Raw genomic sequence first — 23,748 nt, forward strand, 5'->3', positions numbered from 1 at the left:
TTATAACCTCTGGTTTCTTATTGCTTCCGAAAGTATTCGTGCACAGCTCGCCTCAACATCGGGTTTGAAGGTTTTTGTGCCTTTCATACCTTCACGTTTTTCCGCCAAATAATCTGCCATTTTGGAGAGTAAGGTCTTGTTGGGTAAATAATTAGGACAATTGTCCATCAGGTGCAACAGAACGTCTTCTACTTCCACCTCTTTGGAGATTTCATAGAGAGCGTAAAGTAAGGCCCGTAACGGTGTTTGCGCAATTTCAGCGTCCCCGGACATCATCGCACTTTTGAACTCCGTCGACAGTTTTAAACGTGCAGAATTGGCTTTGGAGCTATCGCTCATCAACTGGTCAAAGTGATGGACTTTGAAGGCTTTGGAAAAGTTCTGGTAGTTATCCAGTGTATTTCCTCCCTGATGCTCCATCTCCACCATTTTAAGGTAGAAACGCTCTACAGCGTGCAACTTTTGCCATTCTCCTTTTTCAAAACCCACTGGGACAAGGAACTGGACGGCAGTCTGGACAGCAAAATCGATCAGTTCATCCACAAAGGTTTTCTTTCCTTTTTGGCGAGGCGCTTCAGCCTCGATCACCATGTCCTTGCCATCAATGCGGGAGTAAGCTGTCAAGACTTTCAAAGCAGCGGCATACCCCGCCATCTGTAAGTCAGCATCGGTATATAACCCTTCGGAACCTTGGGTCCGCACCTTTTTATCCAGTCCAATCAACGATTCTACCTGGTCTTTTACCGCTTCTTCAATCTCCCATCCCAGGTCATCACGGAAGGTTTCCAGTTCCTCATGACGCTTACGGAGAATAAGTATAATTGTACCTTTAACATTAGCACCTTGACGCAAGGCAGAATCTGTTTCCGTCACCACGTACCAGGCCGCTGTCACCTGTAAACCACTGGCCCATATTATATTCGCCATGTCTGCCCAGATAGCCCCACTTTGATGGGTAAACATTAATACCTGAATTCCATTATCAGGCATTTTCTGGGTCATATTACGGTAGGCCGACACCATGCCTTGGCGAAAGGCCTCATCCTCTCCTTTAATTGCTAGTGAACGGCGGCTGTCCCAGGTCCAGTGTGCAAATTCCTTAGGAGGATTCTTTCGCAGCCAGGCAATGAAAAATTCAGTGATCTCTTCATATTTGACAGCATCACCGTATGGAGGGTCTGTGATATATAGGTCGTTTTCCGTATTTATGTCTTGGGCAGGGTGGGAATTCACCAACGCTGGTTGTTCTATGGCATAGGCTTTATAATTTTGAAGTACGAATGAAAAGCAATATTCACTACCTCTACACCCATAATTATATAGAGTATTTAAAGCTTGATTGTCAAAAATGCCAGCTGTTAATCCGCCACCACCACCACCGTTATGCCATCTACTTCCACGACAATTATTATTTAAAACTTGAAATAAACCTAGTTTTGCATGAGTGTTCGCATATTTATTGAGAAGAAAACCTACCATTAACTGCCTAGGATTAAACAAATGATGCCAATGAGTCCAGCCACGAGTTCTGATCGGTTCGTCAGTTTTATCCCCAGCTTCAATTACCTTATCGGGGATGTAGCCCTTTTCTTGCCACTCTTTGAGATGAGTACCAACATATTCGATTACTTTTCTATCTCGATCCAGATCTTCATCAGTAACCGAGCGGAATTCATAGTCGTAACTAGATCTTGTTGCCTTCTTTTTTTTCATCCACTGGATGCAATAAAGTCGCTCTTGAAAAATATCGTCGGGACGAGGAACAAAATCTGTTTTTTCCCATAACCGCAGCCGATTCCTATTTTCTTTACCTTCTTTGTAATCTCCTCGGATCGTTTTGATGCTGACCCGGTAGCGGTTCATGCCATCCGGTGAATGAACAACATCGCCATCCTGTATGGTACCATCTTTTGAGGCCTCCACCTCTGCGTCACTTTCTACATAACGAACCGTAATATCATAGCGTTTTTCATCAGGAATTGGGTTCAGTTCAGCGATCACCCTATAGCCCTTGCTAATGATACGTGTCGGCAACAAAGGCACTTTCCAGCCCGACTCCGGGCAGGTTACTTCCACGCAATAAAGAAAAACTTTAGTTCGCCAGCCCTTACCATCTGTTTCGACACCTAGCATATCAATTTCCTGCTGCACCTTTTCAGCCAAAATCTTCTGATTCTTATCCATTTCAGCTCGGTTTTCTTTGTTGGCACCCACGATATGGAAGGCTCCCCAGGTGAGCATACAGGCAATGGGATTGAGATCAGAGGCATAAACATCACAGCCAAGGCGAGCTGCTTCAAAGGGAATCTGACCTGAGCCCGAAAATACATCAGCCACCTTTGGTCGTCGTCCGAACCGAGCAATTCCCATCTGTTCCACCAGTTCCGGGAAGGATTTGGCGGAGGTACCTAGATGCTGATTCACGTGGTACCAGATATGTGTATAAATGCGGTCATCCAGTTCTTCAGGGCGTTTCGCCGTATTTACTTGTTGGGAGTAAGGTAATACTAGAAAGTCTCCCACAGAATCACGTTTCGAAGTGGGGAGAGAAGCCTCAAGGCGCTTTTGCATCGTCTCCACATCCATACCCATTAACAATTCAAAAATCTCCAGATCTTTGAGGGGATCCTCCGTAGCTGGAAGTAATGACCCAAGAATACATGCCTTATTCAAAATAAGTGGCTTTCGTCCTTTCCAGTAACTACCTAGAGCCGTAAGCGTTTTACCATGTACCGCCATTTGTTCCTTATAGCTCTCAGCGGATATTTTCTGAACCGGGAACAGACGTTCAATTAGTGCCGGTTTGTCTTTCCATTCATATGGTGCTAGTGCCATTAGATATCTCCCTTTTCTATGAAATCAAAAAGAGTCAGGTTCTCCTCTTGTTCTGGTTTCTGTTTAATCTTTGGTTTCTTCTTGGGATCTAGCTTAATATTTGAACCGTCAGATAAGGCGCAGTAGAGTGCTTTACGCCAGCCTCGATCGGATTGATTGTCACGCCCTGCCTCCGAGGCAGTTTTGCTGTAGAGCCACCAACGTTCCTCAGGACGCAATGCCAGCCACTTTTGGCATATAACAAGGCACTCATCAGGTGAGGCATGCTCAGCTGCCCAGCCAAGGATGCATAGCTCTCTACCCAGAAAGCGGTCCAGCTTGACTTTCCCGATTGTCCAACTGCCGGTACTTTGCTTTTTGCTTTTTAAGCGCGCATTAAAGTCTCGTCTGGAATCGTCCCGAATTTTATTCCAGAGTTCTCGAGCAAGAACCAGTCTGCATTCGACCGTTTCGCGGCGAGCTTCATCGCCATCGAAGCCAAAGTCCTCATAAATACAGATAGCATCTCGAGGAGCCGCGGGAATGTCAACATAGAAATGGTGCATCCCAAATTCTGTTGGGGCTCCAAAATCAGTAGTGCCACTCATTTTTGTTCTACCTCTCCGTTGCCTATCTCAATACCTAGCTGCTTGGCAAATTGCTCTAAATCGTAACCAGTTGGCGTATAGGCCTTTTTAAATGTCATAATTACAGGGACATCAGGGTTAAGGAGGGTTTGAAGATGAGCCAGCTCCTTTTCAATAAACCCTGCACTAATCTTCATTTCACCAAGGGAAAGATGGATGACCTTAGGTGCAGAACCCACCATTAGCGTCACCTGTTCGAATTCAATGCTTTTCTCCTTGGCCATCTTCAGTCCCTCATAAGTTTTCGAGGAACTATCCAAGCGTTTTGGTGATGGACTCGACCAAATTGCAGGGGCCTCTTTCATAATGGGAACTTCCTTAGAGCCGGATTTGTAAAAGGTGAAGTTACGCTTTTCCTCAAGGCCTTCACACTCTGTAAAGACATAAACTGTCGTTTCTTCATCTCCCAATTGTATAGGCCCTGTATATTCCGTTCCATTTCGTGCCTCTGATCCATCTAGGGTGTACTTAATTAAGCCTCTCGGTGCAACAAACAGCTCTACTGTTCGAGAAGCTTCATTAAACCGATTGCGCAATGTCAAGCGATTCTTCCATGTTGTGGGAGCACCAGTTAGATTCTTCCCGGTGAGATCGACGGCTAGAAACTGTACGCGCAATGCTTTGGTTGCGAGTGAGTTGTCACTTAGTACGGGACTACTTTCGGAAACTTCGCTATCCTCTGCAAAATGGATTCGAGGACTATTGCCTGCATTCACCACATCGACCTTCAAACGCACCATACCGGAGTCATCCGGTGAAGTATCTTCACTAATAATGACCTCTGTCATTTTGGGTTTCGGCTTTTTCGTAATATAGCCATTTCCCAAGTCTTCCCATACACCACGCTGGCTAGCTTCAATGGTCAACTGGTCAAATCCACGACTTGGAAGCCACGGCATTTGAGTTTTCTGCTTCATTCTGTCGAGCAAATCAGTCTTCCGTGCTTCATCCTGAGAACCAAAAAGCAAAGACTCGGATCTAGCACGAAGAGCATCAAAGTTTTCGCTGATTTGGGTATATAATTTGATGGGGTCGGAGGTCAGTGTTTTTACAACCTGCCGTTCACCATTGTAGGATTCATTGGATGGATACGTACTATCTAGTACTTTGGGTCGAAGAACATCCTCCCCCCGATTATTTCCTGGAAAGAGAAGTTTATCGAAAACTGAAAGAACAGTAGTTTGGAAATCCTGCTCATACTGAGCCTGCTTCTCATCAAGCTCTTTTCGCTGCGGGTGCGAATCGGGAATTACTTTCTCCGCTTTTGTTACTGCATAGACATGGCGGGCCGCTTTATCAATACTTGCAATAGATGACTTATCCCCAGTCAAAACCAGCACATTGTTTTTATTAACCAAATCCTTAAAAAAGTTTGCAACAACACCTGGAGGGGTCTTTCCATCAGGACTAATAATTAAGAGTGCCCGTCCTGTCTTTAGTACAGCTGCTGCTTCGTCCATTTCAGGCAAAGGCAATACTTTTTCATAAGCTTCTTTGGTTTCCGGCTTATACATTTCTTCAAGACGATGGCGAATCAGTTCATCCACCTTGTTTTGCGGAGCTTTATCCGCATAGCCCTGCAGCTTTTTTGTTAAGTTTTCCTGATGACTGAAATAATTACGGCCTTCTTGGGTCTGGTGTAAATACCACGCTGATTTTTGAAGCTCACTAAAGGCAGTTAAGAACCCGCTACCTTGGTGGTTAGGGTCGATTAAGCATTCAAGCATTTCACTTTGAGTAAGACCCTTTACAGAATTGACTGCTGTTGAAAGACTCGCCGTCAGTAACAAAGTTCCAACTTGTTTTGCATAATGATTACCACTGTTAATGTCGATGATTTGCGCATGAGCGCTGTCTGTGGAATCCCAGAGGTCTCTTGCAATCACATCACGCATTTCCGAGATATCCGCAAGCTTCTCACGGACATCATGAATGGAAAGATCAAAATGCTGAGCCCCTATCAGATATACGTCTTCGTTGCTTTCCCAAACGGATTTCAAAAGACGTGAAACCAGTTCCATCAAACCACGCGTTTGTTTAAATTTCTCGTTTTCCTTAAACAGAGCAACAATACTCTTAAAGCTTGGATGGAAGGGATATGTCGACTCTATATCGTTGGCTAATGCTTCAGCACTTCTTTCAACGGTTTTTGCCCTTGCTGCTTCTGCCAACCTTGACGCATAAACCGAGGCAATTTCAGCTATTTCGCTTCTATCTGGCAACGTGAGAAAAAGACGTTTACGAAGAATTTGGTATATTTCATTGGATTCCAAGTTAACCGGAGTAATGGAAACCTCTGCGCGCCCCAGCTCTTGCGTAGCATCATCAAGGGCACGTTGGATTAACTTTCCACCAGTGTCGTAGGCGGCATCCAGGTCAGAGACGACAATACAGATATTTTTCTTTTTTTGAGCAGCCGTCAGCATATTGGAAAATGCTCTGGTAATCACATCGGCTATCGTTCCTTGCCCTAAGACCTGTGTGCTGTAATAATGAAAATAGGGAGGCATCTCATCCAATAGAATAAGAATGGGCTCTTCACCATCGAACAGTTTTATCCACGACTGCTCATCCGGAGCCTTTGCACCAGATTCCCAGTATTCCCTAAAGAGTCCCTCTTTACCTAGCTGACGAGCAATTTCTCCCCAGAAATAAGTATGAGGATTGTTACGTCCATTAAAGGCGGCTATCTTTGCCGAACCAAAATCGGACTGATATGGCATAGAGCCTATTTGTGCCCCCCGAAGCGTCGCATCTTTTGCTAAAAGTCCAAATCCAACCATTAGGTGTGTTTTACCACCACCCATGGCTTGTTTAAGATGAAACACAGTATCGTTCGACTTTCCGGCAAGACGTGCCATACCTTTGGATAGGAGAGTTTTCATTCCGTCTGTTATGAACGTTTTCTTAAAGTAATCCTGTCCATTGGTGTCATGAATGATCTGATCTAATTGCTCGATCTGATCACCAACATTTATTTCGAGGGCCTTGGGTTGTAATTGACATGCTGATTTGACTGTTTTCATTTATAAGCTCCTTTATTGGGGGGGATTATCATATCTTCCGCTTCTTATTTATACCATCATTTTACCTTTATGACGTGGTATTGCATAGCTCTTGTAGTTGCGGGATTTTTCTCGCAACCGCTTTTTTTTGATACTGTTGCTTTTCTCCCAGTACAAATATGTAATTACCCTCATATTCATGGATGTCTGTTAGTAGGTGGCGTACGGCGATTAACTCAACATCACAATTTTCTGTCACATACTGATAATTATGGGACCCATCTTCACCGCTGATAAAACGCAATACCAAGAATTCCCCTCTTATGGCAGTTCTTAAGACTCTTGCACATCTCGTGATTAGCTGGATTCAAGAAGTGTACTCAGCTTAACCTATTAATTTCTGAACAGTGAAAAGCTCTCAATCTTAAGAAGTCTCTGAATCTGCGTAAGCAGAAGGCAAATCTTGATTGGATCTTATAATTTGCGTTAAGAAAAATGACTTGTTTTAGGCATACTTCATCTACCTGATTAAGTTCCTTCATTAAGGCTTCGTATTCATATATTGAAAAGCAGGATACAGCTTTTGATAACTTCGATCCTTTTTGTAACCCGCGTTTAGATCATTTCCAAATATTATTTATGACTTCCAAACTTCACCTCATAGCTCTAAGGATGCTATTATAATTAGAAATACATGAATTTATCGAATTTAATATTCGTCGTCTAAACTAACTCCCCCTCATCCCTATAATTAGTATTTTAATTCTTACCGCGGCGAAAAACCCCCGCCAAAAACCTCACGCTTATGATAATGCTTAAACCTCCTGCATACTTCATTACTTAAAGTCGGCAGGCTGAAAGTCTGACAACGGCCTTTTATATAAAAATCACAGTTCCCGCACTTGCGATAATCATGATTCGTTCTATAGATCCCTTTAGATTTCTTCACATCTGTCGAATCATTACTTACCTTCTGCTGCCGTTTTGCCTTATGTTTTATTGGTTGTTGACCTGCTGACTTTTCCTTCGTTTTGGAAGCAACAATTGCTTTTACAGGCGAGCTTTTACCAGAATAACGATGTTTGCTATTGCTTTTTAATGCAAATGAATTTTCGAGCGGCAATACGAGACGTTCCCAACCTGAATCGTCAATATGATCGCCTTTCATAACATGATCCAATCTGCAACCGCTGCAGTAAAACAGGTTTGTTGGACGTTCAACTGGTGTCTGTTTGATCTGATAATACCAAGTCGCTTGTTTTCGTACGAGCTGAAGAGAAGAACCGCATACCAGACAACGTTTGTTTATGTCGCATAGTGCATACTTCTTCATTAATTCGCCTCCAGGCTCTGCATCCCATTTGTCAATTATTTTATATTAACGTTCAGACATCTCATTGTCAGGAAACGCCTGTTCTTGTCCGCTATTATTCATTCGAACAAACGTTCCATGACACCTACCTGTCTTTTCTCCCTGTTATCCTTAAGTCATCAACTGATAACCCTAAGGAGGGCATCACATGCAATACATCGTCTACGACCTGGAATTTACGGTGTTAAGGAATCGTCAATACATGGCTGATATCCTGGAAATCGGCGCCATTAAGCTCAGCGACGACAGCGGACAGCTTAACATGATTGATCTGTTCCATACTCATGTACGGCCGACAGCCTTTAGAGCAATCACACCTTTAACAACCGCGTTCACCGGCATTACGCAGGAGCAAGTTGATGCAGCCCCTTCCTTCAGCGAGGCTGTTGAGGCTTTTCGTCAATGGATAGACGATGAGCCGCATTACATGTGCTCCTGGGGGCCGGATGACAAGCAGCAGCTGATAAGACACTGTACGATGCATGAGATTGGCCTCGAATGGATTCAAAATCACAATGACATTCAATTATCCTTCACACGACTGCAAGGCAGCGAGTATCATCAGCGCTGGGGGCTTAAACGGGCGCTTGCTGCGAAGGAAATCCACTTTATCGGCAGTCACCACAACGCTTTGGATGATGCGTTCAACACCGCGAAGCTCTTTAAGCACATCTTCCCGCATATCACGCTTGAGCAAAACAACGCCGCTGCAGAACAACGCTTCACGACTTCACTCGTCTATACGACTGGTCACGAGAAGAACAATCCATTCGGACAATTAGCTGAATTATTCCGAGTTGCTACATAGCTGCATGATAGCTCCGGACTGCCCCACTAGGGACAGTCCGTTTGGCATTGTATAGCTCTACTTCAGTTGCTTGTAGGTTTACACCTCTAACCAGGCTTTATTTCAACGGCCAAAACTTTAAATGTCTGATTCTTTCCAGACCCAAGATTCAAGAATGGCTGCCAGTGTAACCGATAGTGACCTTGAATTTGAATGGCTCCTTCCCGTGAATGAGTGGTGCCTCCTGACGCCCCTTTCCAGGCAAGTCGTCCGTGGACTTCACGGTCGTTGTGAATACGGAAATCCTCGTCAACGGTACCGGTTCTGGCAGACTTTTCCCAGTAAGAATGATCATTTGTAATTAACAGGGCATAACCTTTAACGTCATGTCTGCTCTGAAGTGTATTCTCCAGCTTCTCGACATCTTTCCAATAATCATAACGAGAAATATCCTGAGCAGCTTGATTTTTCAAATGAACGGATTTTCCGTTATACAACGACTGAAGCAGCCCAGTTTTATAACGAACCTCTACGGCTAGCTGCTCCAGCCCCTTCTCTGCCCAAATATCGATTTTGCAGGAACCCAGAGAACGGTTGGTCTGTACGTTGTACCCCTGTTCGCTCAGCACTTGAGATAACTTGTGTTGCAGATCGAATTGCGACAAAGGAATGTCTTTGATCATTTGAATGTGATTCATGATACCATCTGAAGGTAAACCGCTATATTCCACTAGTTGGACCATACTATCCTTGACTTCCACAACGTCATCTTCTGTCCCCTGGGATCCTGCGTCTATATTTTCCACATCAAGCCCTTCAGCGTGAACACGAACGATTAAAGCTCTAATTCTTCCATGAGCCGAATCGTCAATCCTACTGTAATCCAACCAGCTCAGCTCATAATGCCCTTGGATTGCAATAGCGGCCTCACGGCCTTTCGTTGTTCCCGCGCCAGCAGTTTGCCCCCAAGATAACAATCCATGAACGAGCTTCCCTTCATGTATGCGAAACGCCTGATCGACCGTAGTTCTCGCCGCGTGCGGCACCGTATAATACGACGGATCGTTTGTCAGAAAAACCAGGAATCCTTCGTCGGCGAGGCCGTTCCCGACAATCCCTTCCAGCCTCTGCAAATCCTTCAAAATGTCGTACCTGCCAATATCGTGGGCTCCCTGGTTCAAGAGCGAGAACGTCTCATCCTTCACGGTACATTTGAATCCACGCATCTTGTACTTCAACTCAATGGCGATCTTCCGTCCCTCTTTCTCTGCCAGAATATCCAGATAGGTCCGCTGACCGTTGTTCAGATCGATTCTGCGTTCCAATCGAATGTCATACCGGCCAAGCTCCCGCAGTTCCCATGCCAGCGCATGCTGAAAATCCGCTTCATTGTGAAAAATCGGCCGTGTCTCAGCCAGAGAACTCAAAACCGTTTGAATGTCCATGCCAGCCTCCATTGATCCAGCTTGTTATCATAGCTTCACATACCGATCCGAATCCAAGAAATACAACCCCGCTTCCTTCACTTTGCAGCCGACCGTTCTCTCCCACTCGTCCACGTAAGCAAACACCTGCGGCTTATAAAGCTCTATCAGCTGCGCCTCCTGCTCAAGAGCATGATGATCGGTCTTGAAATCGACAATAACCCAACCTTCTTCTTCTTCGAATACGAGATCAATGACGCCGCGGAGCAATGAAGTCACTGCTGCAGTTGATCCTTCGTCCGAAAGGACGCGAGCAGTCATGAAGGAAAACTCATGATAACAGCGCTTTGCCTGTATACTCCGCTTCCACAGCCCTGACTCCGCAACCTGTAGAACCGTGTCCTGCGCCTGCTCCAGCCACTTTTCTTCGACGCCTTCTTCTTCTGCCGCCATGCGGCAGAACACGGCCAGATCGCTCAGCTCCATTCCTTCTCCAAGCGCCTGCAGAAGACGGTGAACCAGAGTGCCGTAAGCCATCCCTTTCCCTTCTGAAGATCGCTCTACAACAACTTCACTTTCCGACTTCGCCATTCTTGTTACGCTATCCGTTCGGTAAGTAGACTGAACGGATACTGCTAATGCACGCTCCCAATCGCCTAGCGCGCCGATCACATCCGGAGCTTGCTCCAGCACCTGGGGCGCCGCAGGCGTTAGCGGGATGAAGTCCAGCTCCAGCTGATGCTTCAGCGAATCTCCAAGCATGCTCCACGGATCAATCGCCGAACGACCAGCGTACTGACTCACGATCAGCAGCTGTTTGGCGCGAGTAGCTGCCACATACAGCAGACGTTCCGTCTCCGCATTCATGAACAGCCGTTCCGTTTCAGCCCTTTCCAGCCATCCAGGCGGCAGTGCGATCACCTCTGACGAGTAGCTGTCTTTAGGCTTCGTAATTGTAAAATAACCAAGCGGCGGATCTGCCAGACGATCCACATGCTCGCTCGCATCATGTTCGATATGGCCGCACGGACAAGCCATCAACACCACAGGCGCCTCTAACCCCTTGGCCTTGTGCAGATTCATAATGCGTACTGCAGCTCCGCTTCCTGTGAACAAGCTTGCGGCTTCCAAACCGTCCTTATCCATCAACTTAGACAGCCGATCCGTTAATGCCGTCCAATCGAAGGCAACAGCTGTGTCGCTCTGCAGTACATCCAGCAGCTTAAGCAAGGTGCCGCTGCGAATAGCGCCGGTTGCAGAGGAAGCGGCAGCAGGCACGAGTCCAATGTCATCAATGATGCGAATAAAGGCCGACAATGCAGGAAGCGACCGCACCCACTCGGCATATTGACGCAGCTTACGTATCGCCTGCGCGGCCGTGTTTCCCTTGGATGACGATACGACACAATCAACAGTCGAATACAGTTGAATATGACCGCCCTCCTGCCGGTAATGATACAGCTCGTCGTCGCTGACACCTAACAGCATACTGCGAAGCACCGCGAGCAAGGAAACCTGATCGCCCGGATCGTTCAAAGCCTGTGCCAATTGATGAATGGCTGTCAATTCTTCGATGACGTCCTGATTTCCGGATGTATCGGAGGAGATACCGTATCGCTCCAGCAACTGAGCGTACAAACCGATATATCTGCGAAACTTGAGCAATACGAGAAAATCGCCCGGAACCGCCGCCCGCTGAGCCAGCTCCCCGTCTCGGACCCTCTCCTGAATCGTCAGATTACCGGCGCATGCCCACGCAATAAATTCTGCCGTCCGTATGGCATCGTACATGGCGATATCGAGCTGTCGATCCCGTTCCTGCTTCGGAACGGTCATCGTGTAAACGCCGTGCAAAGCCGACTTCCCTCGTGGATTCGCCTGCTGAGTCATCATTCGAACATATGGCGCTTGATAATCCGAGGCCGTCCCGGACTGAGCAAATTTGCTCTCAAATGCATAATTGACGTAATCTCCAATTGCCTGCACGGAACGGAAATTTCTGTTTAGCTGAAGCACCTCGCCCGCCGCTTCAATTCGCTTCTTCACAAACAAATAGGTCGAAATGTCCGCTCTTCTGAATCGGTAGATCGATTGCTTCGGATCGCCCACAATGAACAAAGAGCCGGGACGAGGCAACTGCTTGCGCCAATCGGACTCAGAGCTGACCGCTCCCGTCAACAACAGCATCATCTCTGCCTGAATCGGGTCTGTATCTTGAAACTCATCAACGAATAGCCTTCTATAACGACCTGCAAAATATTGTCGAACCTCAGGTTGAGAACGCAGCACTTCCGCCGCTTTCATCAGCAAATCCTGAAAGTTAAGCCTGCCGGCCTCTATTCGTCTTTCTCTCGCATAGCGTACGGCCGGCAAGACGAAAGCGAGCAGCTTCGGGTGCAAGTATTCCCGCCATTGCTGTAAGAAAGGCTTTAAGACCGCAAGCTGCCATCCGGCAAATTGTTCCTTGAATTGTTTCGCCATACTGGCATCCGTCCAGCGATTGAGCGTAACCGACAGCACCCGGTCGAACAGCTTCGCCAGCACCAGCACGTTCATCTCATCGTTCATATCCTTAGTCTGCATATGCCGCCGCGCCGATCGAATCGTCTTCTGCAGCGCATCCCATTCCTTCTGGGGCTCCGTCGTCGGAATGTATGGAGCCGCTTGCTCCAGCATTGGAAACAGCGAGTTGCGAATCCGGTCGAAATTCGGATGTTCCGTTTGTTCCGTATAGATGTGTACATCCTCATACTCGCTCACCTTATTATAGACAGCTCGCAAATCCTCCACATGGACATGCAGCGATGCCAGTTCTTCCATGGCCTGCACCTCGCCCCTCACGCGAAGATCATGTACATACGCATCCCAGCTGCGCGCCCGCAGTTCATGATCCTCTTGCTCATCCATCTCGCAGAATGCCGGATCAAGCCCCGCTTCAATCGGACGCTCCCGCAGCAGCCTCCCGCAGAACGCATGGATCGTCCCGATAAAACATTCCGGCACCTGATGCAGCGCTGCTTCCAGCGTTTCTCGCTCAGAATCTGTCTTTGCTGCAGTATATTCCTGCTCCAGCTTGATCCGAAATCGCCCAAGCAGTTCGGCTGCTGCCTTGTTCGTGAAGGTAATCGCTGCAATATGCCGAGTTTCTGCCTTACGTTCCTTGATCAAGGCGATCATTCTGCCGATAATAGAGGCTGTTTTGCCCGAACCGGCTCCCGCTTCTACCAGAAAAGTCGTATCCAGATCGTTCGTTATCCGATAACGCGCATTCTCGTCCTGCGCAATGATCTGTTCATTAAGCAAAACGCTGCACCTCCAGCAACCGTTCAAGTTTTGCGGCATTCTCGGGAGCATCCCTCTTCGCTTTGAACTGCTCCGCTTGCGAGCCGCAAGCCTCTTTATAGTCACACCACGTGCAGTTCTTCGAATCACTAGTCGGAGGGAACAAGCCTTGCTTCATGCTGTCCGTCATTGCGCGAACAAGATCCTTCAGCTCCTCCCTCCGATACTGAGGTCGGCTAACCTCCTCGCCCATGCCCCTCTCGGTAGGAAACACATAGGCTGATTCGACGATCTGCGCTTCCCGATCATAGCCCGTTTCACGCATCCATTGTTCGACGGCAAGACCATATAGAGGCAATTGCAGCTGTGTACCGTCGGAGAAGCAATCATTTGGCCTGAATTTGCCTGGATTGCCCGTCTTGTAATCAAAAATTTTGTACCGATGGGGAGCAATCTCATCCACCCGATCGACGAAGCCTCTGATCGGAAGATTCCACTCTTCGCTGAGCCTGAGTGCAAGCGGTTCTCCATCCTTGTGCAGCTGCAGCTCCGTGAAGACGGGCAAGGTCATCCGCTGCCGCTCGTATGCGAAGAATACTGCCGCATCCCTGCGGATGCTTTCGGCTTCCTTCAAAAAGATGTGCTCGCTTGGCGACGGTACCCTCTCTGCATAAAGCATAATTATTTCATCAATGATCTCATGCAGCTTGTGCAATTGATGACTCGCATCCTTCAAACTGCCAATATACCGGTCAAAAATATCATGCAGCAGGCTCCCGCGCTGGCTTGCATCCAGCCAGACAGTGCGGTCATAGACCACGGTTTCCCTCGGCCGAATGCCAAGCGTGTACTGATAAAAAAATTGCAATGGACATCTGCCGTAACGCTCCAGCATGCTTGCACTGAATGCAGAGGTTACGCCTGCATCGCCCGGCACACGCATCGGATAACGATCCGTATTCACAATGCCGTCATACTCCGATACCGGCGCCTTCTGCTTGGCCTGCAAAGCTCTTGCCCCTCGCAGCAGCCAAGGATAGGCATGGAATAGAAGCCGTCTGGCTGAAGCCAGCTTGGACCCGCTGCCCAGCAAAGCGCGCATCCACACTTCCAAAGCATCAGCTGCAGCACCGGGAGCGCTTCGCACATAGCGTACACCGTCGCCCATCACATGCTTTAAGCGCTCATAGTCAGCGTCAGTCTGACGCGTTGTTCTTCTGAATTGCTGAAGCAGCTCATAAGCAGGCATCTGTTCCTTCTTCTCGGACAATTCATAGGAGCAATAGCTCAGCGTGCATTGACTGCGTATCATGCCCAATCTGCTGTTCCGTTGCCGCATTCGCTGCATGGCAGTCTCCGAGCTCACAGGAAGATCGACGCTGATTCTGATTCGCTCCTCATCAAGGAGAACGGGATCCTGGCGCATCGAAGGAGACCAGCTATCCTCCGACATGCCGATAATGAATGTATACCCACGTCCCGTTTGAGCGCCGCTGCCGAGTGAAGAGACATGAATATGTCCTGGCTTCGGGAGCGCTGCCGCCATTACCATTAAGCGATCGACCTCTTCACGAACGTATCGCAATGCCAGTTCCGGCTTCATCTTCAAGCCGCCGGCAATATGCATGGCCTGCTCCAGACTGCGGAGCATTTCGGCTGTCTCCTTGTCTCCCGCTGAATGCAGCACGCCGTGCTTCTCGATAAAGCGGCATAACTCTCGAATGAGCTTCTCAGGTGAGGATAACGCCATTTCATCAAGCGGTGACAACAAACTGTCGAACACTTCATTCAACCTAAAAAGAACAGATGCATCCTCTGCCGGTATGCCGTCAGATTGCGCCTGCTTTGCCAATAAGCCATATCGTTCTTTTCCCCAGCCGATCCCTGACTTCTCTAATGCTCGTATGATCTTGGCACTCGCAGCCGCTCCCTCACCGTCATCATGCAGCCGAATCTTGCCTTGCTTCGTAGCAGTTATGATCGGTTCCAGTTGAAAATCAGATTCTAGCCAGTCTATATACAGCTTCGCTGCTTTCCCTGCATTTGTAATTCCGTTTGGCAAACCTTCCGCGAAAGTGCATGGGACTGAGACTGACGCTGCGGCCGTGTAGATGGCCGCAGCGCCTCTGACATAGTCAGAAGTAATGATCTCGACTTGATCCAGCGGGATTTTCCGCTCCACAATCCGCCGCATCACCTCTCGAACTTCAGCGAGCGCACCGGTTGCATGAAAGTATTCCGCTGTTTCGAATGGAAATGAAGAATCGGATTGGGTCCAATCCGCAGGATTAGAAAGTATAGCGTAATTTCCAGCTGTAAGCTTATGGACAAGCATTCGGTTTAATCGCGATTGAAGCAAGGGCTCATCAATGACAATGATATCCGCTGTTTCGACAGATTGCCCAAGAATCTCATTCAAACCTGCCCAATCCACAAGACCGCTGCCTTTCAGCCAGCCTTCGTATCGATTCAGCAGCTCCTTGATGAACGCACCTTTGACAGCATGCTCGAACATCTCCGTCTCAAGGTTCGCTGCTTTGACGCAACTCTCGCGAAGATCCATAATCGCTTGATGAAATACATCTGTAAGCCCCGGTGTATGTACAATTCCACTCAGATAATCGCTGCCAGCGGCCGCTGATTCCTGAAGCAGTCTGCAAATGATCCATTTGGATTCCGTATTCGGAAGGTAACGGAGCCCTTTCTTTGCGAGCAGCAGCTTGGACCTGTCCAGTACCCAACCTTCCAGTGTTCGCACGTCAGTATTCAGCACAGAACCGAAATGCCTGCTCACTTGCTCTAGCCACTGATGCCCCTCGGCGTGATTACCGGCTATAACCAGCTTTCTTTCCATTCCATGTTGTTGTATGATGGCATACAACTGCTGTATTCTGGTACTGGGCATCATTCGCTCCCCTTCCGAGTTCAACTGTACAACTTAAACATCGTAAAGCGTCTTCCAACGAACTAACTTCTCACGCATGACCTCTCGGTAAGATTTAGGCTCCAAAATCTCCGCATCCGGACCGTATTGGCTGAGCCAATTAAGAAATTCACGATCATGATTTACCGTCACTTCGAAAAGAAGGCTTCCGTCTCTTTGCATCGTCATTGTCGGCTTCAAGAACATTTCTTCTTCCTTCACATATCGAGCTGCATCAGAGTGAAATCGCACCTTAAAGCGGATCAGTTCCCTGCCTCGTTCGATCGACCACGTATTTTTCATATATTGCTTCAGATTAAATTCGCCTTTATCAAACGTTTGTTCTAGCACCTCCACCGAGCGAAAACGGCTGATGCGAAACGTTCGAATATCGTTTGCCTTATGACAATAACCAATGACGTAAAACCGATAGTCCCGCGGGATCAGGAAATAAGGATCAATTTCCCGAGCAGACTCCCCATCACGATATTGCGAATAGTAGACCGCACGGATCGTTTTCTGTGACAGAGCGGCCTGGATAATGTCAAATAAATAGGAGCTGCTATCTTTCCTGTAAGCAGGTGTTCCCAATTGAATAATATCCGCTACATGCTGTACAATATCGACTCGTCTTGCTTTTTCTTTACGGTGTGTTCCCATGACTTTCTCATAGGCAGATTCAAACCCTTCAGGAATCAACGTTTTGATCGGCTCCAGAACGGATGGCAGCATCGAAAACGAAACCGCCTCTTCTTCTGTCCAATCCAGCGGATACATCGAGAAATTGCTGATAAAGGCATACCCTTTCCCGTGTCCTAAGTTCGATATCGGTATATTCATGGCAGAAAGCGCCTCTAAATCTCGATAAATCGTGCGTTCTGTCGTATCGCAGCGATCCGCAAGCTCTCTTGCGAGAATACCCGGTTTGGATTGTATCAAATTAATTAAGCGCATCAAACGAATCAAGCGTTCCGTCACAATGTCTCTCTCCTCTTATCGGGTCTATCGTCGGTTCAAGCAATATATAGTAATTTCGACCCAGGCCTAGGAGACTCCTTCTATCTTTTTCTTTTCATCTGGCGATACTTCTGCTCATGAAGTGATTTCCTGGTATGACTAGTGAACGAGAAATTCTCCAATTGATGGTAGAGTTGCTGCGCTTCTTCTCTAAGCTCCGCATCTTCCGATTGAATCGCAGCACAAAGCATCGTATCAGCTTGATGCTGCAGCAGCTTCAAACCCATTTGCTCATCACCACGGTCAAAAGCAACAATCGCGTCTTCAATGGCCAGTGCGGTCTCGGTGATTTTGATCTGTTTCTCCACGTACGGATCTACCTCTTGATGCATAAGAAGATAAATGTCGCTTGTGAAGTCTACTTCTATCGAATGTTGAATCGCGCACAACTGAACGCCTTCCGAGACATCAGCATATTCCCATTGAAGATCAAGTATTTTATGCTTACCTTCCAAATGCGAACCGAATGATAGCTCAATAAGAATAGATTTGGTTTCTCCTTCAAACACATCACCAAGTATAAGCTGCATCCCCTGTTCGGCGGGATCGGCTTGATAACCGTATATGCGTTCTATAGATACGTTCTCTGACGGCTTCATTGTCAGATGCAAATTTTGCACGATGACCGATAACAAGCCTTCAAGCTCTTTGGAGAAAATACCCGGAATCTCTTCGGGCTTGGCAATGAAATAGAAGTTCCCTCCCCCGTGCTCAGCAATGCCTTCCATAAGCTCCTCGTCAAACCCGTCCCCTGCTCCCATTGCGGTAATCCCAATTCCGAGCCTGACGAATTCTTTTGCAATGGAATGCAGCCTGGCAGCGTCCGTAATTCCTTCATTGGCATGACCGTCCGATAAAAGAATGACACGGTTCACGCTGCCCAGTTCTTTTCCTTGCTTCACATGCTGAATACCCTGAAGCAGCCCGCCGCTAAGATTCGTGCTTCCACCGGTCGAGATAGCTTCAATTTTCGTTTTCAATCCGTCCTTATTTACCACCTTCTGCGGCGGGATTATCGTCTGCACCTCGTTATCGAAGACGACCAGGCTGAGTAGATCATGATCCTTCAATTGCTCTGTTACAAATCGACAAGCCTTCTTGCTAAACGCCAACGGCGCTCCCTCCATCGATCCGCTTCGATCAAGAACAAGCGAAATGTTCATAGGTGACCTGCTTGCCATTCGTGCCGTTCCATTCCCGTTCAATTCAACCAGTAAAAACGCCTTCTCTGTCCCTTTCGTCGACCAGTAGCGTTTATTCAACCTTGTCGTCGTACAAATCCTCTCACTCATCTGCAGCATCCCTTCTCATCTGTTTAATTGATAAGAATGTAACATTTGAATCGGACGCTGTTCTGTCAGGGAATGTTTGTTCGATAGAAAAAAGCTATTACGTTCCGGTCCTTTTAGTTAACGACCAGGAACCTTTTTGTAAATGCCGCGTCTAATGATCATCACATTTGAAGGAGCGGAGAATAATGAGAATTACTTGCTACTGCGATCAATCAAGCAATATGGGCTACATCTATTTACAACCTCCAGCAGTTATTAGGAATGCTATTGAAACCGAAAACAAACTCAACAACTATTTGAATCCTAATCAAATCAGCATTCCATACATAACCGATATCTCCATTGCTCTATTTCTTGATCAAATGAGGGTTGCCGCGAATACTTTCGATGCTGATTATGGGGATATTTATGATACCGAGTATGGCAATGATATGGATGGAAATGGCTATATTATCGGAATCGAATTAAATCTCTATCCTGATCGATTTGTTGATCTTATCTATAACCAGGCATATAAGGTCATACAAACAGAGTGGAAAGACAGAGAATTCCATGTGGTCACTCTCGATCATGAAGACAATGTATTTAAGCCTGAGAATATCATTTACAAACTAACCGATCAGGAAGATGCTTTTATTGTTGTTCAGCTTGTAGAGCCGGAGCTGCTTGGATATCACTATACAAACATCGAAAACAGACACCCAATCGCATTTTTTAAGGCGTTGATTTCTGCAAGAAATGATATTTATCCATTGGAGTATTTGCTAAATCCGGACTTTGTGATGCACAAGGATTGACTATTTTATTGAAGCTCAACTTATCGGAGTAAGCGTCAAATAGCCCACACCCTGTCATCAAGGTATAGGCTATTTGACGCTTATATATTTTGCAAAGCATCGTACATGGTTTCGCCAGAATATAATTTGGGCAGCTTGAGAAAGACATACCTATTCAGCATACGATTGACTTGATTAATTTCAGGATCGCCAGTCTCAACAATATTACCTTCCATTTCATACTTTGCGACTACGATCATCTCATTGATTTGGCTAAGTATGCTTCTATCGCTTGTCGGGGTATAACTGACATTTTCACTATATTGTAAATATTTATCAATCCATGCTTCTTTCAATCCATCTGCAAGTAAATTATCTGAGATTTGCTTTTTTATCAATTCTCCAAACCGTTTACAATCCGCCTTTACCAATCCGAATATTACAAAATTGTACCTTGTTTCGTTATTCATAACCAATAGACACTTTCGGCGCTTAAATGAAAATAAATGAGCATGCCAACTGTAAAGCGGGTTAACATACTCCGGCTTCTCACTTAATAAATGGATATCAAGCTCGGTTGCCAGCTTTTTTGTGCACTGAATCGCAATCATCGAATGTTAATCTCTCCCCAGTCATTTAGATTTCGTTCTGCTCAACAACCAACTCCCCCACAAACCCAACATCGGCCTCCGCAAACGTATACTCCCCGAGCTCCTCCCTGCTCACCCACCGATACTCATCATGATCCATCAAAACAATCTCCCCGCTCACGTACTTCGCCCTATACGCGATCAAACGTATCTTCACCGTCCCATAATCATGCTCATTCACGCCAAAATACGCATAAGGATCGATCTCGATGCCCATCTCCTCCAGCAGTTCTCGCCGGAGGCAGTCCTCCGGCGATTCTCCCGGCTCGAGCTTCCCGCCCGGGAACTCCCAGAGGCCTGCCTGAGATTTCCCGGGTGCACGACGCGCGATCAGGATGCGCCCTGCCCCGTCCTCAATAATGGCCGCTGCCACTTCAATCATCGCTCTCACATCCTATACAATCACTTTATTCGCCGCCGGCACGAGCGCTGGAGGCATGTCCTCCTTCAGGTGCCATACGATGCTCATCGGCTTGCTTCCTTCATGCCGGACATATTCGGCCTCGCCCAGAAAAACAAACGGAGACGTATAGTTGTTCTCGTCTTTATACTCCCTTACGAACAACGCGATCCGGTTGCCTGTCTTCCTATGATTAATATACCGCTGAGCCGTGCTTGTTTGCTCCGAAATCCGGCTCTGCGTCTGCCAGTGGAAGAGGCGCTCGTTCATCGCGTAATCCTCATACAACGTCGACGGAGAGAAGTCCTTATCCGACTTGTTCAGCGTAATGAAGAAAATATCCGTCTTCTTGTCCTCGAAATATTTGACGCCCTCCCGGAAGCTCGGCGCCTTCTCTTCGTTCCAGTAACCGAACGCCGCCAGCACCTGATCGGTCGAATATTTGCAGTGCAGATCCAGCGGGCAAGCATACGGCAGCTCGTTCCTCTTGTCCACGAAGTCGATATGCGTGCTGTTATACCTCAGGATGTCCAATATTTCATCCTTGAAAGCCTGGCAAGCCACAACCGCTCGAATGCCATCCTCAATCCCCTCGAAGCCCTGACTTATAGGCGCTGAACGATAGAAGGTATAGTAGAACAGATTGAGCATCAATCGTTCTTCTTCCGTCTCCGCCTGTGCTTCCCCTTCCAAGAAGGCGATCATAAATTTCAGCAGCCTTCGCGAGTTCAGGCTTAACAAGGCCGGAAGCCGCTTCATGAGCTCATTTTCCCGCTCAAAAGCATAATCTTCCAGAAGCCCCGCTTCCACCATCAGCCTGCGAAATGTCCGATTCCCGGTACGCCCGCCATAGAACTCGGACAAGGACATGCCGTGATACTGAACGAAGCTTTCCAGCGTCAGCTTCAGACCCGTATCTTCCTCAAAATATTTCATCTTGTTCACCAATCGCTTCCGATTGGTCGTCGCCTGCTTCAGGTTGCTGAGAATATACTCCTTCGACTGCTTCTCCAGCTGAATGAAGCTGCCGCGCGGCAGGCTGGAGAAGCCATGCTCTACGTAATGCTGAACGGAATGCTTGGTTCTACCCAGCAGGGCACGGAACTTATCTTGGAAGTTGTAATCCTTATGAGCCTGTCCGATAAAATCCAATACCGTCAGGCATTCTTTCCCGTCAGCCAAGCGCAGTCCGCGACCGAGCTGCTGCAGGAAGACGGTTAAGCTGTCCGTAGGCCGAAGGAACAGAATCGTGTTGACCTCCGGAATATCCACACCTTCGTTGTAGAGATCGACGACAAATATCATTTTGAGCTCCCCGCTCACCAGCCTGCCCTTCACGAGCTGACGATCCTCGTCGCTCGAACCGCCATGCAAGGCGATCGCGGGAATACCCGCATCCTCGAACACCTTCGCCATATATTGCGCGTGGTCGACGCTGACGCAGAAGCCGAGACCTTTGACATCGTCCAGATCGGTCACGTACTTGCGCAAGCTGTTCATGATCTGGGTCGCGCGGATTTTGTTATGCGTATACAGGTTCTCCAGCTCTTGAAGATCGTAGCCTCGTCTGGACCATTTCACCTGAGACAAATCCACGCTATCCGTCACGCCAAAATATTGAAAAGGCGCCAGCAGCTTGCGATCGATCGCATCCGTCAGCCGAATCTCCGCGGCGATCGTATCGTCGAAGTAGCGCAAAATGTCCTTGCCATCCATCCGCTCCGGCGTAGCCGTCAGGCCAAGCAAGATCCGCGGCTCGTAATGCGCAAGCAGCTTCTGGTAGGACGGAGCCGCTGCATGATGGAACTCGTCCACGACGATGTAATCATAGAAGTCAGGCGTCGTCAGCTCCGCCAGCTTAAGCGAGTTAAAGCTCTGAATGCTAATAAACAGATGCTCGATCGACTCCGCCTGATTGCTCCCTACATGCAGCTCGCCGAAGTTCAGATCCTTCATGATGTAGCGGAACGTATCCAAGCTTTGCTTCAGAATTTCTTCCCGATGTGCAACGAAGAGCAACCGAGTCCTAGAATTACGCTGGGCAAACCGTCTGTAGTCGAAGGCGGAGATGACGGTTTTGCCGACGCCCGTCGCCGCAACGAGCAGATTTTTCATTCGGCCGTATAACGTCCGCTGCGCTTCCAGCTTCTCGAGAATCTCCTTCTGATAGTCATAGGGCGTAATGTCAAAATGAAACGTAAGATCGTTCCGTCCCTGTTCCTTTTTCTTCCCGAGCGCTTGCTTGAGCAGCTGTTCATGCGCCTCGTCGGAGGCGTTGAATGCCTTGAATTCGCGATCATTCCAGTAGCTCTCGAAGGTGGCTTCGATCTTCTTCAGCACATCGTAGGAATCCTTCTCGGTTACCTTCAGGTTCCACTCCAAGCCGCTCGTAAGCGCGGGATTGGACAGGTTCGACGAGCCGACATAGGCCGTCGTGAAGCCGGTATCTCTTTTGAACATATAAGCTTTGGCATGCAGCCGAGTACGCTCCGTATCGTAGGAGATCTTCACCTCCGTGTTCGACAGCTTGCTGAGCTCCATGATCGCCTTGTAATCGGTCGCTTCCATATACGTTGTCGTGATGACGCGCAGACGGCCGCCGCTCGCAGTGAACTGTTCAAGCTGCTCCATCAGAACGCGAAGCCCGCTCCACTTAATGAACGAAACGAGCAGATCGATCTGATCGGACGTTACGATCTCATGCTTCAACTCGCTCATCATATTCGGTTCCGAGTGCGCTCCGGTGAACAACGAGCTTTGCGACAGCGGAGTGGTAGGACGAAGCACCTTTTCCGCCCGAACGCCTCGAATATGGTTCAGCTTCGAATAGACGTAGGTGAGCACCTCGCCTTGCTCGTCCAGCTGCAGCTCCTTGTATTCCTCCTGCCCGAGGCTATCCTTCAGAGTCGCGATAATTTCATTGCAGGTCCGAACCTGCGCGAGGATTGCATCCTCGTCGTTGCTATTTTGCTCCCTTACCGCCTTGAGCGCCCTGCGGGTAACCATCGCCAAATAGTTCGAAAGCAGCTTCCGCGCTTCCTCCGCATCCAGCGCTTCCTTCCCGATCTCGTACAAAGCCGGGTCCAGCGCCGCGAGCTGCCTCATCGTCACGTTATTGATGATTTGTTCGTAGAGACCTTGTTTCATCGAATACCTCTGCTTCTATCGGGTAATCCATTAGCTGCTTTTAATAGGCTTGAATCCCGAATTTTAATAGCTTCTTTGGTAGAAGGTCGTCAAGGTTCTGGATATCGTTATCCACCAACTCAATTAACTTGAGTCTTGCAAAAATATTGCCGTCAAATCGTGTTACTTAAACTCAGAAGCTTAGAACCTTTGTCGGAGAGAGGAACAGAAGA

At 47.7% G+C, this 23,748-nt stretch carries 15 protein-coding genes; 2 read left to right on the forward strand and 13 right to left on the reverse strand.

Translation table 11 applies throughout. The features are described 5' to 3' along the window. From IDH41_RS28585 to IDH41_RS28605, 5 genes are all read right to left on the reverse strand, one after another. A complete protein-coding gene (locus IDH41_RS28585; RefSeq protein ID WP_190867332.1) occupies positions 1 to 2,835 on the reverse strand; it encodes an anti-phage-associated DUF1156 domain-containing protein in 2,835 nt (944 codons plus the stop codon). Beyond that, positions 2,835 to 3,422 (reverse strand): anti-phage-associated DUF3780 domain-containing protein, encoded by a 588-nt coding sequence (locus IDH41_RS28590; RefSeq protein WP_190867334.1) that lies wholly within the window; start codon positions 3,420 to 3,422, stop codon positions 2,835 to 2,837. Before IDH41_RS28590 ends, IDH41_RS28585 begins: the two co-directional genes overlap by 1 nt. Continuing rightward, positions 3,419 to 6,487 (reverse strand): anti-phage-associated DUF499 domain-containing protein, encoded by a 3,069-nt coding sequence (locus IDH41_RS28595; protein ID WP_190867336.1) that lies wholly within the window; start codon positions 6,485 to 6,487, stop codon positions 3,419 to 3,421. The genes IDH41_RS28590 and IDH41_RS28595 overlap by 4 nt, the downstream gene beginning before the upstream one ends. Before the next feature lie 67 nt (positions 6,488 to 6,554). Continuing rightward, on the reverse strand, positions 6,555 to 6,776 hold the full coding sequence (locus IDH41_RS28600; protein WP_190867338.1) for a hypothetical protein: 222 nt from the start codon (positions 6,774 to 6,776) through the stop codon (positions 6,555 to 6,557). Positions 6,777 to 7,232: 456 nt separating this feature from the next. Further along, complete coding sequence (locus IDH41_RS28605) at positions 7,233 to 7,799, reverse strand: hypothetical protein (RefSeq protein WP_190867340.1); 567 nt, start codon at positions 7,797 to 7,799, stop codon at positions 7,233 to 7,235. Between the two features lie 187 nt (positions 7,800 to 7,986). Between IDH41_RS28605 and IDH41_RS28610 the strand changes: the two genes are divergently transcribed. Next, positions 7,987 to 8,646: a 3'-5' exonuclease gene (locus IDH41_RS28610; RefSeq protein WP_190867342.1), complete on the forward strand. Its 660-nt coding sequence runs from the start codon at positions 7,987 to 7,989 to the stop codon at positions 8,644 to 8,646. 86 nt (positions 8,647 to 8,732) lie between these two features. On the opposite strand, the gene IDH41_RS28615 is transcribed toward IDH41_RS28610, so the two are convergent. From IDH41_RS28615 to IDH41_RS28635, 5 genes are all read right to left on the reverse strand, one after another. Next, the gene (locus IDH41_RS28615) at positions 8,733 to 10,070 is read right to left on the reverse strand and encodes a hypothetical protein (RefSeq protein ID WP_190867344.1); all 1,338 of its coding nucleotides are present in this window, start codon (positions 10,068 to 10,070) and stop codon (positions 8,733 to 8,735) included. Positions 10,071 to 10,097: 27 nt separating this feature from the next. Further along, positions 10,098 to 13,352: a UvrD-helicase domain-containing protein gene (locus tag IDH41_RS28620; protein WP_190867347.1), complete on the reverse strand. Its 3,255-nt coding sequence runs from the start codon at positions 13,350 to 13,352 to the stop codon at positions 10,098 to 10,100. Next, positions 13,345 to 16,236, reverse strand: a complete 2,892-nt coding sequence (locus IDH41_RS28625; protein WP_190867349.1) for a PD-(D/E)XK nuclease family protein — start codon at positions 16,234 to 16,236, stop codon at positions 13,345 to 13,347. The genes IDH41_RS28620 and IDH41_RS28625 overlap by 8 nt, the downstream gene beginning before the upstream one ends. Before the next feature lie 33 nt (positions 16,237 to 16,269). Next, entirely contained in the window at positions 16,270 to 17,232 is a 963-nt protein-coding gene (locus tag IDH41_RS28630) for a helix-turn-helix transcriptional regulator (RefSeq protein WP_190867350.1), read from the reverse strand. A gap of 80 nt (positions 17,233 to 17,312) precedes the next feature. After that, positions 17,313 to 18,563, reverse strand: a complete 1,251-nt coding sequence (locus IDH41_RS28635; protein ID WP_190867351.1) for a vWA domain-containing protein — start codon at positions 18,561 to 18,563, stop codon at positions 17,313 to 17,315. Between the two features lie 185 nt (positions 18,564 to 18,748). On the opposite strand from IDH41_RS28635, the gene IDH41_RS28640 reads away from it, so the two are divergent. Continuing rightward, the gene (locus tag IDH41_RS28640; RefSeq protein WP_190867352.1) at positions 18,749 to 19,360 is read left to right on the forward strand and encodes a hypothetical protein; all 612 of its coding nucleotides are present in this window, start codon (positions 18,749 to 18,751) and stop codon (positions 19,358 to 19,360) included. A gap of 80 nt (positions 19,361 to 19,440) precedes the next feature. On the opposite strand, the gene IDH41_RS28645 is transcribed toward IDH41_RS28640, so the two are convergent. Genes IDH41_RS28645 through IDH41_RS28655 form a run of 3 tightly spaced genes read right to left on the reverse strand, consistent with a single transcriptional unit; the run spans position 19,441 to position 23,536 of the window. Next, a complete protein-coding gene (locus IDH41_RS28645) occupies positions 19,441 to 19,950 on the reverse strand; it encodes a DUF6933 domain-containing protein (protein ID WP_223830148.1) in 510 nt (169 codons plus the stop codon). A gap of 25 nt (positions 19,951 to 19,975) precedes the next feature. After that, on the reverse strand, positions 19,976 to 20,371 hold the full coding sequence (mutT, locus tag IDH41_RS28650; protein WP_190867354.1) for an 8-oxo-dGTP diphosphatase MutT: 396 nt from the start codon (positions 20,369 to 20,371) through the stop codon (positions 19,976 to 19,978). 12 nt (positions 20,372 to 20,383) lie between these two features. Continuing rightward, entirely contained in the window at positions 20,384 to 23,536 is a 3,153-nt protein-coding gene (locus tag IDH41_RS28655; protein WP_190867356.1) for a DUF3427 domain-containing protein, read from the reverse strand. Positions 23,537 to 23,748: the final 212 nt, after the last annotated feature.

The sequence above is a fragment of the Paenibacillus arenilitoris genome (assembly GCF_014705655.1).
GTDB classification, from domain to species: Bacteria; Bacillota; Bacilli; order Paenibacillales; family Paenibacillaceae; genus Pristimantibacillus; species Pristimantibacillus arenilitoris.